The organism is Mesorhizobium sp. ANAO-SY3R2 (assembly GCF_042466635.1).
In the GTDB taxonomy this organism is placed as follows: domain Bacteria; phylum Pseudomonadota; class Alphaproteobacteria; order Rhizobiales; family Rhizobiaceae; genus Aminobacter.
This window is the reverse complement of record NZ_CP159955.1, coordinates 2,499,630-2,515,198: the sequence shown is the minus strand read 5'-3', so window position 1 is coordinate 2,515,198 and position 15,569 is coordinate 2,499,630. Positions and strand designations below refer to the sequence as shown.

14 protein-coding genes are annotated in these 15,569 nt (G+C 64.5%); 10 read left to right on the top strand and 4 right to left on the bottom strand.

Annotated elements, in window-relative coordinates; genetic code table 11:
• Positions 1 to 110: 110 nt before the first annotated feature.
• From ABSY17_RS17145 to lpxK, 6 genes are all read left to right on the top strand, one after another.
• Entirely contained in the window at positions 111 to 1,454 is a 1,344-nt protein-coding gene (locus tag ABSY17_RS17145; RefSeq protein WP_378943305.1) for a TldD/PmbA family protein, read from the top strand.
• Positions 1,441 to 2,247 (top strand): 3'(2'),5'-bisphosphate nucleotidase CysQ, encoded by an 807-nt coding sequence (locus ABSY17_RS17140; protein ID WP_378943303.1) that lies wholly within the window; start codon positions 1,441 to 1,443, stop codon positions 2,245 to 2,247. The genes ABSY17_RS17145 and ABSY17_RS17140 overlap by 14 nt, the downstream gene beginning before the upstream one ends.
• A 79-nt stretch (positions 2,248 to 2,326) precedes the next feature.
• Positions 2,327 to 2,575 (top strand): DUF4170 domain-containing protein, encoded by a 249-nt coding sequence (locus ABSY17_RS17135; RefSeq protein ID WP_378943301.1) that lies wholly within the window; start codon positions 2,327 to 2,329, stop codon positions 2,573 to 2,575.
• Positions 2,575 to 3,366, top strand: a complete 792-nt coding sequence (locus ABSY17_RS17130; protein ID WP_378943299.1) for a lysophospholipid acyltransferase family protein — start codon at positions 2,575 to 2,577, stop codon at positions 3,364 to 3,366. The genes ABSY17_RS17135 and ABSY17_RS17130 overlap by 1 nt, the downstream gene beginning before the upstream one ends.
• The gene (gene waaA, locus ABSY17_RS17125; protein ID WP_378943297.1) at positions 3,363 to 4,679 is read left to right on the top strand and encodes a lipid IV(A) 3-deoxy-D-manno-octulosonic acid transferase; all 1,317 of its coding nucleotides are present in this window, start codon (positions 3,363 to 3,365) and stop codon (positions 4,677 to 4,679) included. The genes ABSY17_RS17130 and waaA overlap by 4 nt, the downstream gene beginning before the upstream one ends.
• A 2-nt stretch (positions 4,680 to 4,681) precedes the next feature.
• Positions 4,682 to 5,707: a tetraacyldisaccharide 4'-kinase gene (gene lpxK / locus ABSY17_RS17120; RefSeq protein WP_378952801.1), complete on the top strand. Its 1,026-nt coding sequence runs from the start codon at positions 4,682 to 4,684 to the stop codon at positions 5,705 to 5,707.
• A 119-nt stretch (positions 5,708 to 5,826) separates the two neighbouring features.
• Here the strand turns inward: lpxK and ABSY17_RS17115 are convergent, their stop codons facing one another.
• On the bottom strand, positions 5,827 to 6,060 hold the full coding sequence (locus ABSY17_RS17115; protein ID WP_378943295.1) for a DUF2093 domain-containing protein: 234 nt from the start codon (positions 6,058 to 6,060) through the stop codon (positions 5,827 to 5,829).
• A 60-nt stretch (positions 6,061 to 6,120) separates the two neighbouring features.
• The gene (gene mutL, locus ABSY17_RS17110; protein WP_378943293.1) at positions 6,121 to 8,001 is read right to left on the bottom strand and encodes a DNA mismatch repair endonuclease MutL; all 1,881 of its coding nucleotides are present in this window, start codon (positions 7,999 to 8,001) and stop codon (positions 6,121 to 6,123) included.
• Positions 8,002 to 8,173: 172 nt separating this feature from the next.
• Between mutL and ABSY17_RS17105 the strand changes: the two genes are divergently transcribed.
• Positions 8,174 to 9,739 (top strand): trimethylamine methyltransferase family protein, encoded by a 1,566-nt coding sequence (locus ABSY17_RS17105; protein WP_378943291.1) that lies wholly within the window; start codon positions 8,174 to 8,176, stop codon positions 9,737 to 9,739.
• Between the two features lie 17 nt (positions 9,740 to 9,756).
• On the opposite strand, the gene queF is transcribed toward ABSY17_RS17105, so the two are convergent.
• Positions 9,757 to 10,218: a preQ(1) synthase gene (gene queF / locus ABSY17_RS17100; RefSeq protein ID WP_378943289.1), complete on the bottom strand. Its 462-nt coding sequence runs from the start codon at positions 10,216 to 10,218 to the stop codon at positions 9,757 to 9,759.
• Positions 10,219 to 10,338: 120 nt separating this feature from the next.
• Between queF and ABSY17_RS17095 the strand changes: the two genes are divergently transcribed.
• On the top strand, positions 10,339 to 12,384 hold the full coding sequence (locus ABSY17_RS17095) for an FAD-dependent oxidoreductase (RefSeq protein WP_378943287.1): 2,046 nt from the start codon (positions 10,339 to 10,341) through the stop codon (positions 12,382 to 12,384).
• Here the strand turns inward: ABSY17_RS17095 and ABSY17_RS17090 are convergent.
• Entirely contained in the window at positions 12,374 to 13,279 is a 906-nt protein-coding gene (locus ABSY17_RS17090; protein ID WP_378943285.1) for a LysR family transcriptional regulator, read from the bottom strand. The two genes, ABSY17_RS17095 and ABSY17_RS17090, sit on opposite strands and share 11 nt — an antisense overlap.
• 120 nt (positions 13,280 to 13,399) lie before the next feature.
• Here ABSY17_RS17090 and ABSY17_RS17085 point away from each other — a divergent pair, with 120 nt between their 5' ends.
• A complete protein-coding gene (locus ABSY17_RS17085; protein WP_378943283.1) occupies positions 13,400 to 14,596 on the top strand; it encodes an acyl-CoA dehydrogenase in 1,197 nt (398 codons plus the stop codon).
• A 278-nt stretch (positions 14,597 to 14,874) separates the two neighbouring features.
• Positions 14,875 to 15,345, top strand: a complete 471-nt coding sequence (locus ABSY17_RS17080) for a cupin domain-containing protein (protein ID WP_378943281.1) — start codon at positions 14,875 to 14,877, stop codon at positions 15,343 to 15,345.
• Positions 15,346 to 15,569: the final 224 nt, after the last annotated feature.

Genomic DNA, 15,569 nt, shown 5'->3' with positions numbered 1-15,569 from the left:
CAAGAGGGGCCGTTTGACCATGCACCCGCCCATTGCACAAGCGGGTTGGGAACAATAGATGGGTGGTACAGGCCGCCACCAACCGGGCGGCAAGCAATCGGAACATGCCAATGAACGATACCAACGACGCCGCAAAACTGGCCGACCGGGTGGCGGGCCTCGTCGAGGCGGCAAGGAAAGCAGGCGCCGATGCCGCCGACGCGGTTGCCGTGCGCGGGCGCTCGACCAGTGTTTCGGTCCGCCTCGGCAAGGTCGAGGGCACGGAGTCGTCCGAAAGCGAGGATGTTTCGCTCAGGGTTTTCGTTGGACAGCGCGTCGCTAGCGTTTCGGCAACCGCTGCCTCCGATGCAAGGAGCCTGGCCGAGCGCGCGGTGGCAATGGCGAAAGTGTCACCCGAAGACCCGTTCCAGGGGCTCGCGGACCAGGCGTTTCTGGCCAAGGCGCAGCCCGATCTCGATCTGTTCGATGCAACCGTGGTCTCGGCCGAGCGCCTGAAAGAAGATGCGCTTGCTGCCGAAGAGGCTGCGCTCGCCGTCAAGGGTGTCACCAATTCATCCGGCAGCGGTGCCTCCGCCGGACTGGGTGGGTTGGTGCTCGCCACCTCACATGGTTTCCTGGGTCATTATGTCGGCTCCCGATTCTCCCGCTCGACCAGCGTGATCGCCGGTGAAGGCACGGCGATGGAGCGAGACTACGAATATTCCTCGCGCCTGCATTTCGCCGATCTCGATGCGCCCGAAGAAATCGGCCGCAAGGCCGGCGAACGCACGGTGAAGCGGCTCAATGCGCGCAAGGCAGCGACGGGACCGGTTGATGTGGTCTTCGACCCTCGCGTCGCACGCGGCATTGCCGGGCATCTTGCCGGCGCGATCAATGGCGCCTCGGTTGCCCGCAAGACCAGTTTCCTGCGCGACATGATGGGCAAGCAGGTCGCGTCTGCAGCAATCACCGCGATCGACGAGCCACTGAAGCGGCGCGGCCAGGCTTCGCGGCCGTTCGACGGCGAGGGCGTTGCGGGCGCAACGCTGAAGATGGTCGAAAACGGTGTGCTCAATCACTGGTTCCTGTCGACCTCGGCGGCACGCGAGCTTGGCCTCACCACCAATGGCCGCGGCGTGCGCGGCGGTTCATCGGTGTCGCCATCCTCGACCAATTTCTCCATCGAGCCCGGCGAGAAGTCGCCGGAGGAACTGATCCGTTCGCTGAAGCGCGGTTTCTACGTCACCGAAGTGTTCGGGCAGGGCGTCGACATGGTGACGGGCGAATATAGCCGCGGTGCGTCCGGCTTCTGGATCGAGAACGGCGAGATCGCCTGGCCCGTATCGGAGGTGACGATCGCCTCGAACCTCAAGGACATGTTCCTGCGCATGGTCCCGGCATCCGACCTCGACCGGAACTATGGCACGGCAGCCCCCACTTTGCTGATCGAAGGCATGACACTTGCCGGGGATTGATACAGCCGACGGACGCGACCTTTGTGCCGACCTCGAACTGCTGCGTTCCGCGGCAGTGGAGGCCGGGCGCATCGCCATGCGCTATTTCCGCAACAGCCCGGAGGTCTGGTTCAAGGACGGCAATTCGCCGGTCAGCGAAGCCGACTATGCCACCGACAAGTATTTGCGCGAGACGCTGACTGAGGCCCGTCCCGACTATGGCTGGCTGTCGGAGGAGACCGCCGACAATCGCGATCGTCTTGGCGCGCGTCGGACATTCGTCGTCGATCCGATCGACGGCACGCGCGGCTTTGTCGACGGCAGGACGGCGTGGTGTGTGAGCGTTGCAATCGTCGAGAATGGCGGTTCGCTGGCCGGAGTGCTCGAATGCCCTGCTCGCGATGAGACCTATTGGGCCGTCGCCGGTGAAGGTGCCTTTCTCAACGGCGAGCCGATCAGGGTTCGTGGAGCAGGTGAGCGCCTGCGCGTCGCCGGTCCCAAGCCGATGATTGACCGACTGCCTGATGAATGGCTGCGGCGCATCGATCGGGAGTCTTACATTCCATCGCTCGCCTATCGCGTGGCGATGATTGCGAAAGGCACGCTTGATGCGACTTTCGTGAAACCGAATGCTCATGACTGGGACATTGCCGCAGCAGAGCTTATATTGCGCGAAGCGGGCGGCAGCCTGCTTGACAGTGAAGGACGAGTGCCGACCTTTGCGGGCGAGAAGATCGTCCATGGCGCGCTAATGGCGGGAAGCGGGGAGCTTTTCGATGCCATGGGCACAGTGATTGCCGGTTCCGACGGCTGAACGCATCGGGACCTGTTCCAAAATGGCCCGCTTTGGTCTAGACCAAGCGGACCCCTGATATGATGACTCAAGGAAGCAGATGGCCGACAAAGACGGTAAACAACTCTTGCATCTGGTGTTCGGTGGCGAGTTGAAGTCGCTCGGCAGTACCGAGTTCCGCGATCTTGATGCGCTCGACATCGTTGGCATCTATCCCGACTACAAGTCGGCCGAACTGGCTTGGAAGTCGAAGGCGCAGGCGAGTGTCGACAACGCGCATATGCGCTACTTCGTCGTTCACCTGCATCGCCTGCTCGAGCCGGACGCGAAGGCGCCCGGTCAGAATTGATGGAGCGGTCCCGCATGGCGTCGCCGGCCGCAAGGCCCGCGACGAAGAAAAAGCGCGCCAAATCGGCGCCGAAGGCTTTCTGGCAGCGCATCCGCGAGCCGCTGGCGAAGTCGCGCTTCGCCAAGGGTGCGATCGCCAGCCTGTTTGCTGGCGCCTTGCGCTTCATCAAGCTGACCAATCCTTATGCGAAAGGTTCGTTCGAACTGGCCGGCGGCACCTATGCCGACAGCGAGCCGCTGATCGTCGGCCTCTGGCATGGGCAGCATTTGCTGGCACCAGCGATCTACCCAAGCGACCGTGGCCTCGTGGCGATGGTGTCGCGCAGCGCCGATGCTGAACTGAATGCGCTTGTCATCAACAAGTTCGGGATGGAAGCAGTCCGGGGTTCGGGTGGGCGCGATACCAAGAGCAAGCTCGAAAAGGGTGGTGCGACAGCGCTCATTGCCCTCAAAAAGGCGCTCGATGCCGGCAAGAACGTCTGCATGATCGCCGATATTCCTCATGGCAAGCCCCGCGACGCAGGCATGGGCATCGTGCTCCTTGCTCGCTTGTCCGGCCGCCCGATTGCGCCCGCGGCGATTGCCACCAGCCGCCGCAAGGTGCTGGAGAGCAGTTGGGACAAGACGACCATCAATCTGCCCTTCGGCCGCTGTGCGGTCTTCGTGGCGCCGTTGATCGAGGTTCCCGCCGACGCTGATGATGCCGAGATGGAGCGCAAGCGCCAGGAACTCACCGCTGCCATCAACCATGCCACCGAGCAGGCCTATCTTTTGGTGGATGGCAAGCGATGAGCGAACGCTGGGCCCGTGCCATCCTGAAAGCCTATCGGTTTGCCGGGGCTGCAGCCTATCCAATGGTTGGCGGCTATGTCGCCTGGCGCGCGTCCAAGGGCAAGGAAGATCGCAACCGCCGCCGCGAGCGCTATGGCGTGCCGAGCCGCGAACGCCCCGAAGGGCCGTTGATCTGGTTCCATGCCGCTAGCGTCGGCGAAACGATCGCCGTGGTGCCGTTGATCGAGGCTATCCTGGCCTATGGCATCAATGTCGTGCTGACCACCGGGACGGTGACTTCGGCGCAGGTCGCCGAGGAGCGTCTCGGCAACCGCATCATTCACCAGTATGTGCCGCTCGACCTGAAGCCGGCGGTGAGCCGCTTCCTCGATCATTGGCATCCCGATCTCGCGATCATCGCCGAATCCGAGATCTGGCCGATGACCATCCTCGAACTCGGTTCGCGGCGCGTGCCCCAGATCCTGGTCAACGGGCGGCTGTCCGATCGCTCGTTCAAGTCGTGGAAGAAGCGCGCCAACATCGCCGAAGCGCTGTTCGAGAACATGGCCCATGTCGTTGCGCAATCGGATGTCGACGGCGAGAGGTTCCGCGCCCTTGGTGCGCGGCCTGTCACTGTCTCGGGCAACCTGAAGGTCGACACTGCGCCGCCGCCGGTCGACGAGCGCGCGCTGCACATGGTCCAGCGCCAGATCGGCCGGCGCAAGACCTGGGCTGCGGTTTCGACCCATGACGGCGAGGAGGTCATGGCAGCAGAAGTGCACGCGATGCTCCGCAACCGTCACCGCGATCTGCTCACCATCATCGTGCCGCGCCATCCCGATCGTGCGGCCACCTTGATGACGGAACTGACCGCAATGGGCCTGAAGGTGGCCCAGCGCAGCACCGGCGACCGCATAATGCCGGACACCGACATTCTGCTGGGTGACACGATCGGCGAGATGGGGCTCTATCTTCGCTTGACGGAAATCGCCTTTGTCGGTCGTTCGATGACATCGCAGGGCGGCCAGAACCCGCTCGAGCCGGCGATGCTCGATACGGCCATTCTCGCCGGTCGCAATGTGCAGAATTTCCGCGATACCTATCAGCGTCTGATCGACCGCGGCGGCGCCAAAATCGTGCGCGACCGCGACATGCTCGCCGGCGCGGTCAATTTCCTGCTCGGCAACGAGATCGCCCGCCACGACATGATGGCAGCCGGCGCCTTGACGGTCGAGGAGATGCGTGGGGCGCTCGCCCGCACGCTGAAGTCGCTCGAACCCTTCATTCATCCCCTTATCGTGCAGTCGCGCCTCAGGGGCGCTGGCGGGAGGTAACCCTGGCAAGCGAAGCGCCTCCGTTCTGGTGGGAAAAGCCGGATTGGCGCTCTTTCGCGCTCTATCCGGCGTCGACGCTGTACGCCCTTGTGGCCGGCCGGCGCATGAAGAAGGCCCGGCGCGAGAAGATGAACGCGCCGGTGCTTTGCGTCGGCAATTTCACCGTTGGCGGCACCGGCAAGACCCCGATTGCGATCGCGCTCGCCAAGCAGGCCAAGCGCATGCAACTGGTGCCGGGCTTCCTGTCCCGCGGCCACGGCGGCAGCTTTGCGGTGCCGCATATCGTGGATGCCCATCACGACAGCGCCAAGCATGTCGGTGACGAACCGCTGCTGCTGGCCGAGCATGCACCGGTAGCGGTCTCGGCCAATCGCGCGGTCGGCGCGCGCATGCTGATCGAGCGCGGCTGCAATTTCCTCATCATGGACGACGGCTTCCAGAGCGCGCGCATCCACATCGACTATGCGTTGGTGGTGGTCGATGCGCGCTTCGGCCTAGGCAATGGCCATGTCATACCTGGCGGGCCGATGCGGGCGCGGCTGGCCGATCAACTGATGTATGCCGACGCCGTGCTCAAGATGGGCGAGGGGGACATGGCCGATGCAGTGGTGCGCCGGGCGGCCCGCGCCGGCAAACCGATCTTTGCCGCCGTGGCACGTCCGCGCTCCAAGAAGCGCTTTCAGGGGCGCCGCTTCCTGGCCTTTGCCGGGATCGGTCACCCGGAAAAATTCTTCGACACATTGAGCAAGGCCGGCGGCACTGTGGTGCTGGCGCATTCCTTCCCCGACCACCATTTCTATCTGCCTGACGAACTGGACGATCTCGTCGCTGTGGCCCGTGCCGGCGAACTGGAATTGGTGACGACATCGAAGGACGCGGCACGTTTGCGCCACGGCGCAGCCTCGCCCGAGTTCCTGGAAAGTCTCAATGTGATGGAGATCGATGTGGCGTTCGACATCGAACATTCGGCTCAGCGCATCATCGACGATACGCTGGAAGCCTGGCGGCGCAGGAAGAACGGAGGCTGAAGCCTCTCTTTTACAGCGCCGCGCGTCCTTTTGGACGCGCAAAGGACGCTGTAACATTTTGAATTTGTGTTTGTGCATGATCCTTTCCGAAAATCGATTCCGATTTTCGGGGTCATGCACTAGCGCCGCTTGCGCAGATCCGGGTTCATTTCGAGCTCGCGGTCCAGCGAAACCGCGGCGTCGCGATAGGCTTCCTGGCGGGCGACGCTCCAATATTTGAGCTCGTCCAGCGGGATGGACTCTGAGGTTACCGCGCAACGCACGAACGAGCCGGGGCTGGTTACCTGGAAGTCGCCATCGAGATAGCGGATGCGGGCTTCGCGTGCGCCGGGGCCTTCGAAACGGTTCATCATCGGTTTGTGCTCAACTTCGTTGCTGGGCCCTTACGGCCACAAATCGCCTGACAGGTCAAGTTAGCGCCGCCCGAACAGCCGTTCGATATCGGCGAGTTTCAGCTCAATATAGGTCGGCCGGCCGTGATTGCAGGTGCCCGAGCCCGGCGTCGCCTCCATCTGCCTGAGCAGCGCGTTCATCTCTTCCGGCCGCAGCCGGCGCCCCGAACGCACCGAGCCATGGCAGGCCATGGTGGCGGCAATGGCGTCGAGCCGTTCCTTCAGCGTGTCGGAGGTGTCGCTGTCGGCGATCTCGTCGGCGAGATCACGCACAAGTTGGGAGACGTCGGTTTCGCCCAGCATCGCCGGTGTCTCGCGCACGGCGACAGCACCCGGCCCGAAGCGTTCGATGCCGAGGCCGAAGCGACTGAGTGTTTCGGAATGCAGCGCCAGCCGCTCGGCGTCTTCTTCCGGCAGGTCGACGATTTCGGGCATCAGCAGCATCTGTGCTGCCACCGGCCGGGAATGCAGCGCGTTCTTCAGTGCTTCGTAGACCAGCCGCTCATGGGCGGCATGCTGGTCGACGATGACGAGCGAATCCCGCGTCTGGGCGACGATGTAGTTCTCGTGGACCTGGGCGCGCGCCGCGCCCAATTCGGTCTGCAGCAGCGCCTCGGCCACCTCCGCCAGCCCGGCGCGGGCGTCGGCGCTGTGCAGAGGGCCGGTGTCGAAGCTCGCTTGCTGCTGCTCGGCAAAGCCGGTGTCGAGCGGCCTATACGGCGAGCGCGCGGCGTCGAATGGGGCCGTGGGCGCTGCGCGGAAATCGGCCCCGAAGCCCGCCGAAGGCGAGGCTCGGAACTCTGGATTGAAGCTACGGTGGCCGCCGGCGGGGCCGGGGTGCCCATAGCTGGGAGCGCCGGGTCGAAAGGCGCTCATCATCGCCTGCGCGCCTGTGGTCGCCGGGCGGATGCCGGCGCCGGCGAGCGCCTGGCGCACCGCACCCACGATCAGCCCGCGCACGAGGCCCGGATCGCGGAAGCGCACATCGGCCTTGGCCGGGTGCACGTTGACGTCTACATAGGCCGGGTCGAGCGTCAAAAACAGCACCGTGACGGCATGGCGGTCGCGCGGCAGGACGTCGGCATAGGCGCCGCGAATGGCCGAAGCGATCAGCTTGTCGCGCACCGGCCGGCCGTTGACATAGGCATATTGCTGCAGCGCGTTGGCGCGGGTGTAGGACGGGATCGAGACGTGCCCGTCGAGCCGCACGCCCTCGCGCACCGCCTCGACTGATATCGAATTGTCCGGAAAGTCCGACCCCATCACCTGCGCGATGCGGGCAAGCCTTCCGTCGGCGTCGTCGCTTGCTGCGGCAAGCTCGAGCGTCGAGCGGTCGGTGCCCGACAGCGTGAAACGAACGGCCGGGAAGGCAATCGCGATGCGCTTGAGCACATCGGCGATAGCGGTCGCCTCGGCGCGCTCGGTCTTCATGAATTTGAGCCGGGCAGGGGTGGCGAAGAACAGGTCGCGCACCTCGACCGACGTGCCGCGATTGGAAGGTGCCGGGCGGACGGCGGAGATGCGGCCGCCCTCGACCGAAATCTCGGCGCCGCTGTCGGCCGTCCTTGTGCGCGAGCGGATGGCGAGCCTCGACACCGAGCCGATGGACGGAAGCGCTTCGCCGCGGAAGCCGAGCGAACGGATGTCGTGGATGTCGTCGGCAAGCTTGGAGGTGCAATGGCGTAAAATCGCCAGCTCCAGTTCGGCTTCCGGCATGCCCGACCCATCGTCAACGACGCGGATCAGGCCTAGCCCGCCACCGGCGGTGGCGACCTCGATGCGCGAGGCGCCGGCGTCGAGCGCGTTCTCGACCAGTTCCTTGACCACGCTGGCTGGTCGTTCGACGACCTCGCCGGCGGCGATCTGGTTGATCATCGTTTCGGAAAGCTGGCGAATGGGCATGCGGCCATTCTAGCCGGATTCGGTTCGGGAGCCATGGGAAAAGGTGACGGTCAGATGCGAACGACGGCCGGCGCTGCGCCGCCGGGACGAAAACGGCATCGCAGGGCGTTTGGGCAGCTTTGCGCGGCGTCGCTGCGGCGCTAGGCTTGAACGAAAGAGGAGATTATCGTTCATGCAAACGCCGACTGCCGAAGCCCAGGGGGAGCCCGCCAGACGCCGTGAACGTGGCGGCCGCAACGCGCGCCGCGAGCAGCGTGCGCATGGGCAGGACGGGCTTGGACGGCCCTACATCCTCAGAAACATTCCGACCTACGACATCTTGTCGGAGGAAAACCTCGCCCGCATCGAGCAGACTGCCGACCGCATCCTTGCCGAGATCGGCATCGAGTTCCGCGACGATCCGGCAGCGCTCGATCTCTGGAAGCGGGCGGGCGCCAAGGTCGAGGGCGTGCTGGTCAAGTTCGATCCCGGCATGCTGCGCGAGTTGCTGAAGACCGCGCCCGCCCAATTCACCCAGCATGCCCGCAACCCTGAACGCTCCGTGGTCATCGGCGGCAACAGCGTGGTTTTTTCGCCGGCCTACGGCTCGCCCTTTGTCATGGATCTCGACAAGGGTCGCCGCTATGGCACGATCGAGGATTTCCGCAATTTCGTGAAGCTGGCGCAGTCCTCGCCCTGGCTGCACCATTCCGGCGGCACCATCTGCGAGCCGGTCGACGTGCCGGTCAACAAGCGCCACCTCGACATGGTCTACAGCCATATCCGCTATTCCGACCGCGGCTTCATGGGCTCGGTGACCTCGGAGAGCCGGGCCGAGGATTCTATCGACATGGCCCGCATCGTCTTCGGCGAACAGTTCGTCGACGATAATTGCGTCATCCTCGGTAACGTCAACGTCAACTCGCCGCTGGTCTGGGACGGTACGATGACGCTGGCGCTGCGCGCTTATGCCCGCGCCAACCAGGCGGCGGTGGTGGTGCCGTTCATCCTCGGCGGCGCCATGGGGCCGGTGACCAATGCCGGGGCGATTGCCCAGTCGCTGGCCGAGACCATGGCCGGCTGCGCGCTGACCCAGCTCGAACGGCCCGGCGCGCCGGTGATCTTCGGCAACTTCTTGTCGTCGATGTCGCTGCGTTCCGGCTCGCCGACCTTCGGCACGCCGGAGCCGGCGATCGGTTCGATGGTGATCGGGCAGTTGGCACGCCGATTGAACCTGCCACTGCGCTGCTCGGGCAATTTCACCACCTCGAAGCTGCCCGACGCCCAGGCGATGAACGAAGGTACCATGTCGATGCTGGCGGCCGTGCAGTGCGGCGCCAATTTTATCCTCCATTCGGCCGGCTTTCTCGACGGGCTCTTGGCCATGTCCTATGAGAAGTTCGTCATGGACGCCGATTTCTGCGGAGCGCTGCACACCTATCTCGACGGTGTCAGGCTCGACGACAACCAGCTGGCGCTCGATGCCTTTCGCGAAGTCGGGCCGGGCAACCATTTCTTCGGCTGCGCCCACACCATGGCCAATTACGAGACGGCGTTCTGGGATTCGGGCGTCGCCGACAACGAACCTTTTGAAAAATGGGAAGCCGCGGGCTCGGTCGATGCGGCGTCCCGCGCCAACAAGCGCTGGAAGACGATGCTGGCCGAATACGAGGCGCCGCCACTCGATCCCGGTATCGACGAGGCGCTCAGGGATTTCATGGTGCGCAAGAAGGCGTCGATGGACGATGCGTGGTATTGAGGCGACCCTGTGGGGGCTCACCCCCGCCCGCGATAGGGGGCCACGCCTGTGTCGGGCAGCCATGCGCCCTCGGGCGGGGTGCCGGTCTGCCAGAACACGTCGATCGGGATGCCGCCGCGCGGGTACCAGTAGCCGGCGACGCGCAGCCACAGCGGCCTGGTCGCCTCGACCACGCGGCGGCCGATCATGACCGTGCAATCCTCGTGGAAGGCGCCGTGGTTGCGGAACGACACCATGAACAGCTTGAGCGACTTGGATTCGACCAGCAGGTTGTCGGGGGCGTAGTCGATGACGATGTGGGCGAAGTCGGGCTGGCCGGTGACCGGGCACAGCGAGGTGAATTCCGGGCAGATGAAGCGCACGATCGCGGGCGGCCCGTCGGGGCGCGTGTAGGGCACGGTTTCGAGCACGGCAGTTTCCGGCGAGGCGGGCGTTGCGACCTTGGCGCCGAGCTGGGTGAGGGTATCGGTGGCAGTCATTGGGCAGCTCTTGGGTCGTCCCTGGCTCATTGCGCCGGCGCGAAGGCGGGCGACAGTCGAGGAAGGCGCCGGCGTTGGACTTTGGTGTCGTCTATTAGCGCTTGATCATGCAGGAAGGCAATGACCAGCAACGATCCGCTTCTCCAGCCCTACCGGCTCAAGCACCTGACGCTCAAGAACCGCGTCATGTCGACCAGCCACGAGCCGGCCTATTCCGAAGACGGCATGCCCAAGGAGCGCTACCGGCTCTACCATGCCGAAAAGGCCAAAGGCGGCATGGCGCTGACGATGACGGCGGGCTCGGCTATCGTGTCGCGCGACAGCCCGGCGGCCTTCGGCAATCTCCACGCCTATGACGACGCCATCGTGCCGTGGCTCGCCGAGCTGGCCGGCGCCTGCCACGAGCACGACTGCAAGGTGATGATCCAGCTCACCCATCTCGGCCGCCGCACCAGCTGGAACAAGGCCGACTGGCTGCCGGTGCTCAGCGCCTCGCCGGTGCGCGAGGCGGCACACCGGACGTTTCCGAAGACCGCCGAGGACTGGGACTTCGAGCGCATCGTCGCCGACTATGCCTCTGCCGCACAGCGCATGCAGGCGGCAGGACTCGACGGCATCGAGTTCGAGGCCTACGGCCACCTGCTTGACGGTTTTTGGTCGCCGGCCACCAACCATCGCACCGACGACTATGGCGGCTCGCTCGACAACCGTCTGCGCTTTACCTGGCGTGTGATCGACGCGGTGCGCGCGGCGGTCGGCCCGGACTTCATCGTCGGCATCCGCATGGTCGCGGACGAAGATTTCGACAAGGGCCTGTCGAAGGAAGAGGGCGTCGAGATCGCCCGGCGGCTGGCGTCGTCTGGAAGGTTCGACTTTCTCAACATCATCCGCGGCCATATCGACACCGACGCAGCACTCACCGGGGTGATCCCTATCCACGGCATGCCGTCCTCGCCGCATCTCGATTTCGCCGGCGAGGTCCGGGCGGCGACGAAATTCCCGGTCTTCCACGCTGCCCGCATTTCCGATGTCGCGACAGCGCGCCATGCGATTGCCACCGGCAAGCTGGACATGGTCGGCATGACGCGCGCGCACATCGCCGATCCGCACATCACCGCCAAGGTGATGGCTGGGCGCGAGCACCAGATCCGGCCGTGCGTCGGCGCGACCTACTGCCTCGATCGCATCTATGAGGGCGGCGGGGCGCTCTGTATCCACAACGCCGCGACTGGCCGCGAAGCCACCATTCCGCATGTGATTTCCCGTTCCGACGGGCCGTTGCGCAACGTCGTGGTGGTCGGGGCCGGTGCCGCCGGCCTCGAGGCCGCACGGGTGATTGCCGAGCGCGGGCACAAAGTGACCGTGCTGGAAGCCGCGAGCCAGGCGGGCGGGCAGGTGCGGCTTGCCGCGCAGAATCCACGCCGGCGCGAGCTCATCGGCATCGTCGATTGGCGACTGGCCGAACTGGAGCGCCTCGGCGTCGAGATCCGCTACGACATCTGGGCCGGCAAGGATGACGTGCTGGCGCTTCAGCCAGATGCCGTGGTCATCGCTACTGGCGGCGTGCCGCAGAACCCGCCGCTCGACGCCGGCGACGACCTGGTGACGTCGAGCTGGGACATCATCGCCGGCAGCGTCAAGCCGGCCGAAAACGTGCTGCTCTATGATGAAAATGGCGGCCATCAGGGCATGACGGCTGCGGAACTGATCGGCAAGGCTGGCTCGAAACTCGAGCTTGTCTCGCCCGAGCGGCTGTTTGCGCCCGAGATCGGCGGCATGAACCACGTGCCCTACATGGAGGCGTTCCACCGGTCGGGCGTGAAGATCACCATCAATACGCGGCTCACGTCAGTCAAGCGCGAGGGCAACCAGCTGGTCGCGACGTTGTCGTCCGACTTTGCCAAGGGCTGGCGCGAGGAACGCCGTGTCGACCAGATCGTGGTCGAGCACGGCACTGTGCCGCTCGATGAACTCTATTTCGAGCTCAGGCCCTTGTCGAAGAACGGCGGAGCCGTCGACTACGAGCGCCTCATCCATGGCGGCGAGATCTTTCCGGTCAAGAACCCGGATGGCTGCTTCCTGCTGCTGCGCATCGGCGATGCGGTCCAGTCGCGCAACATCCATGCGGCCATCTATGACGGGATCAGGTTCGGCCTCAGGATTTGAGGCCGGTAGTCGATATCTCAGCTGCGATCCAGCGCAGGAACTCGCGCAGGCCGGGGCGGTCCTCGGTGTTGGTGCGGAAGGCGAGCCGATAGGGAAATTCGCCCGCGATGCGGTTCGCCGACGCCGTCACCAGCCGGCCGGCGTCGAGTTCGGGCCCTACGAGAAATTGCGGCACCAGGGCCACGCCGAGACCGGCGACCGCCGCTTCGACGACCATCGAGAATTGTTCGAAGCGATGGCCGCGCAGTGTGGTGCGCGGGTCGATGCCCGCTGCCTGGAACCATTGCAGCCACAGCGTCGGCCGCGTCGACTGCTGCAGCAGCGGCAGCGCGGCCAGTTCGGCATCGTCGAGCGATGCCCGGCCGTCGAGCAGTCGCGGTGCTGCCACAACGACAAGCTCCTCGTCGAACAGGCGCATCAGGCCGGGCTGGCCCGACTCGACCGGGCCGCGCTGGATCGCTGCGTCGAAGGCTTCCGTTTCGAGGTCGACCGGCTCCAGCCGCACCGCGAGGTCGATGGCGACGTCGGGGGCTGCGGCATGAAAATTCGCCAGTCGCGGAATGAGCCAGCGGTCGGCGAAGGTGGGGAGCACCGCGAGGCTGAGTACATCGGACTGGCCGCCAAAGGCCATGGTTCGGACCGTGGCCTCATGCAGGCCGTCGAGCACCGTGTCCACGTCGCGCGCGAACCGTCGGCCGGCGTCCGACAGTGCCAGGCGTTGGCGAATGCGGTGGAACAGGGCGACCCCAAGCCGGTCCTCCAGTTGCCCGATCGAGCGGCTTACCGAACTTTGCGTCAGGCCAAGCTGATCGGCGGCGCGAATTGTCGTCCCATATCGGGCGCAGGCGCGGAACGCTTCAAGTTCGGCAATCGTAGGCACATAGGCGCGGCGCATGGCTGGGTTTGATTCCGAGTTTATCGAATTTGTGCATCAACTTTGCGAGATTACTTGTTAGCGAAAACGCCGGAGGCGGTCTAGGATGCACCCAACTCATCCATATCTCCCGGAGGAACCATGAGCACATCCAAACCGGCGGCCAGCTTTGTCTGGGCCGATCCCTTCCTGATTGAAGACCAGCTGACCGAAGACGAGCGCATGGTCCGCGACGGCGCGGCCGCATTTGCCGCCGACAAGCTCGCGCCACGTGTCGAGGAGGCTTATCTCGAGGAAAAGACCGACCCGGCGATCTTCCGCGAGATGGGCGAGGCGGGACTTCTGGGCATCACCATTCCCGAGGAGTACGGCGGCCTTGGCGCCGGTTATGTCACCTACGGCCTTGTTGCCCGCGAGGTCGAGCGCATAGATTCGGGCTACCGCTCGATGATGAGCGTGCAGTCGTCTCTGGTGATGTACCCGATCTATGCATATGGCTCGGAAGAACAGCGCCGAAAGTACCTGCCCAAGCTCGCCTCGGGCGAGTGGATCGGCTGCTTCGGCCTGACCGAGCCGGATGCCGGCTCTGATCCGGGCGGCATGAAGACCCGCGCCGAGAAGACGGCCAATGGCTACAAGATTTCCGGCTCGAAGATGTGGATCTCCAACGCGCCGATCGCCGACGTCTTCGTCATCTGGGCGAAATCGGCTGCCCACGACAACCAGATCCGTGGCTTCGTGCTCGAAAAGGGCATGAAGGGGCTTTCGGCTCCGAAAATCGGCGGCAAGCTGTCGCTGCGCGCCTCGATCACGGGCGAAGTGGTGATGGAAGGCGTCGAGGTCGGCGAGGACGCGCTGCTGCCGAACGTCTCGGGCCTGAAGGGTCCGTTCGGCTGCCTCAACCGTGCCCGCTACGGCATCTCGTGGGGCGTCATGGGCGCTGCCGAGGATTGCTGGTTCCGCGCCCGCCAGTACGGTCTCGACCGCAAGCAGTTCAACAAGCCGCTGGCCGGCACCCAGCTCTACCAGAAGAAGCTGGCCGACATGCAGACCGAGATCGCGCTTGGGCTGCAGGGTAGCTTGCGCGTCGGCCGCCTGATGGACGAGCACAAGTTCGCACCCGAGATGATCAGCCTCGTCAAGCGCAACAATTGCGGCAAGGCGCTCGACATTGCGCGGCAGGCCCGCGACATGCATGGCGGCAACGGCATCCAGATCGGCTACCACGTCATGCGCCACGCGCAGAACCTGGAGACGGTCAACACCTACGAGGGCACGCATGACGTCCATGCGCTGATCCTCGGACGCGCCCAGACCGGCATTCAGGCGTTCTTCTAAGAGGCGGCGTCCAATCGGACGCAGCTAGAAATCTGTTCGGCGGCCGCAGTGGTTCCCCTGCGGCCGCCGTTTCATTTCAGCCAAATTCACTCAGTATCGGTTTGCGTGCTGCTTTCGATTTCTGGTTTAATTTCTTCGAATGCAATTCGTCTTTGGCGCGAAGTGTTTCATGGCCTTGAAACACGCCACTTATTTCTCGACTTCAAGCGGTTACACGGCGACGATAGTTCCCGGTTTAGCCGGCGGCTTCGCCGGGCCGCAGGTGGAGGAGTTCGTCGGTGACCGCCCAGACCAATGACAGCCAGATACTCTGGTTTGGACACAATTTGATGACGATCCGCGTAGAGGCAAACGCGGGAAGCGACCAGATCAGCATCATTGAATGCCGGATGCCACAGGATATCTCGACACCTGTGCATGTCACTCTCAGTGAAGACGAGATCATTCACGTCCTGCAAGGCACGGTGCGCGTTCGTGTCGACGGCAAGGTCTTTTGCGCCCATGCCGGCCAGACAATCCTGGCACCCAAGGGAATGACGCACACATTCACCATCGACGCGCCCGACGGCGCCAACTGCCTGATCGTCACTCAGGGCAGCGAATTTGAGGAGGTGGTCCGGCAGATGAGCCTACCCGCGCCCTCTGCTGCGGTGCCTTCAAAAGCGGAGCGCGCGCCGGACCCGACCGATCGCATCTTCGACAACTGCGCGAACAACAACACACAGGTCATCGGCGCCCCGCTACCATAGCGTCGATGGCGGGCTGGGCGGGTGCGGGGGCGTGCCCGTCCAGCCGACAATTTTCATCCTTGCGGGCGAACGGCAACGCGCGTTCCTGCCTTGCCGAGCTTTTCGCTGACGCGTTGCCCGATTGACAGCCTCCAGGGCCTCAAGCCGTCAATCCGTCGTATTAGCGATGGATTTTCTTGTCGCGAGGGGCAACACTTGCCCGATCCGGACTCAATCAGGGCGGC

What these genes read in the sequence shown, in the direction of transcription:
- ABSY17_RS17145 (WP_378943305.1), top strand. Translation starts at nt 111, where the DNA reads ATGAACGATACCAACGACGCCGCAAAACTGGCCGACCGGGTGGCGGGC.
- ABSY17_RS17135 (WP_378943301.1), top strand. Translation starts at nt 2,327, where the DNA reads ATGGCCGACAAAGACGGTAAACAACTCTTGCATCTGGTGTTCGGTGGC.
- ABSY17_RS17130 (WP_378943299.1), top strand. Translation starts at nt 2,575, where the DNA reads ATGGAGCGGTCCCGCATGGCGTCGCCGGCCGCAAGGCCCGCGACGAAG.
- waaA (WP_378943297.1), top strand. Translation starts at nt 3,363, where the DNA reads ATGAGCGAACGCTGGGCCCGTGCCATCCTGAAAGCCTATCGGTTTGCC.
- ABSY17_RS17115 (WP_378943295.1), bottom strand. Translation starts at nt 6,060, where the DNA reads ATGATGAACCGTTTCGAAGGCCCCGGCGCACGCGAAGCCCGCATCCGC.
- mutL (WP_378943293.1), bottom strand. Translation starts at nt 8,001, where the DNA reads ATGCCCATTCGCCAGCTTTCCGAAACGATGATCAACCAGATCGCCGCC.
- ABSY17_RS17105 (WP_378943291.1), top strand. Translation starts at nt 8,174, where the DNA reads ATGCAAACGCCGACTGCCGAAGCCCAGGGGGAGCCCGCCAGACGCCGT.
- queF (WP_378943289.1), bottom strand. Translation starts at nt 10,218, where the DNA reads ATGACTGCCACCGATACCCTCACCCAGCTCGGCGCCAAGGTCGCAACG.
- ABSY17_RS17095 (WP_378943287.1), top strand. Translation starts at nt 10,339, where the DNA reads ATGACCAGCAACGATCCGCTTCTCCAGCCCTACCGGCTCAAGCACCTG.
- ABSY17_RS17090 (WP_378943285.1), bottom strand. Translation starts at nt 13,279, where the DNA reads ATGCGCCGCGCCTATGTGCCTACGATTGCCGAACTTGAAGCGTTCCGC.
- ABSY17_RS17085 (WP_378943283.1), top strand. Translation starts at nt 13,400, where the DNA reads ATGAGCACATCCAAACCGGCGGCCAGCTTTGTCTGGGCCGATCCCTTC.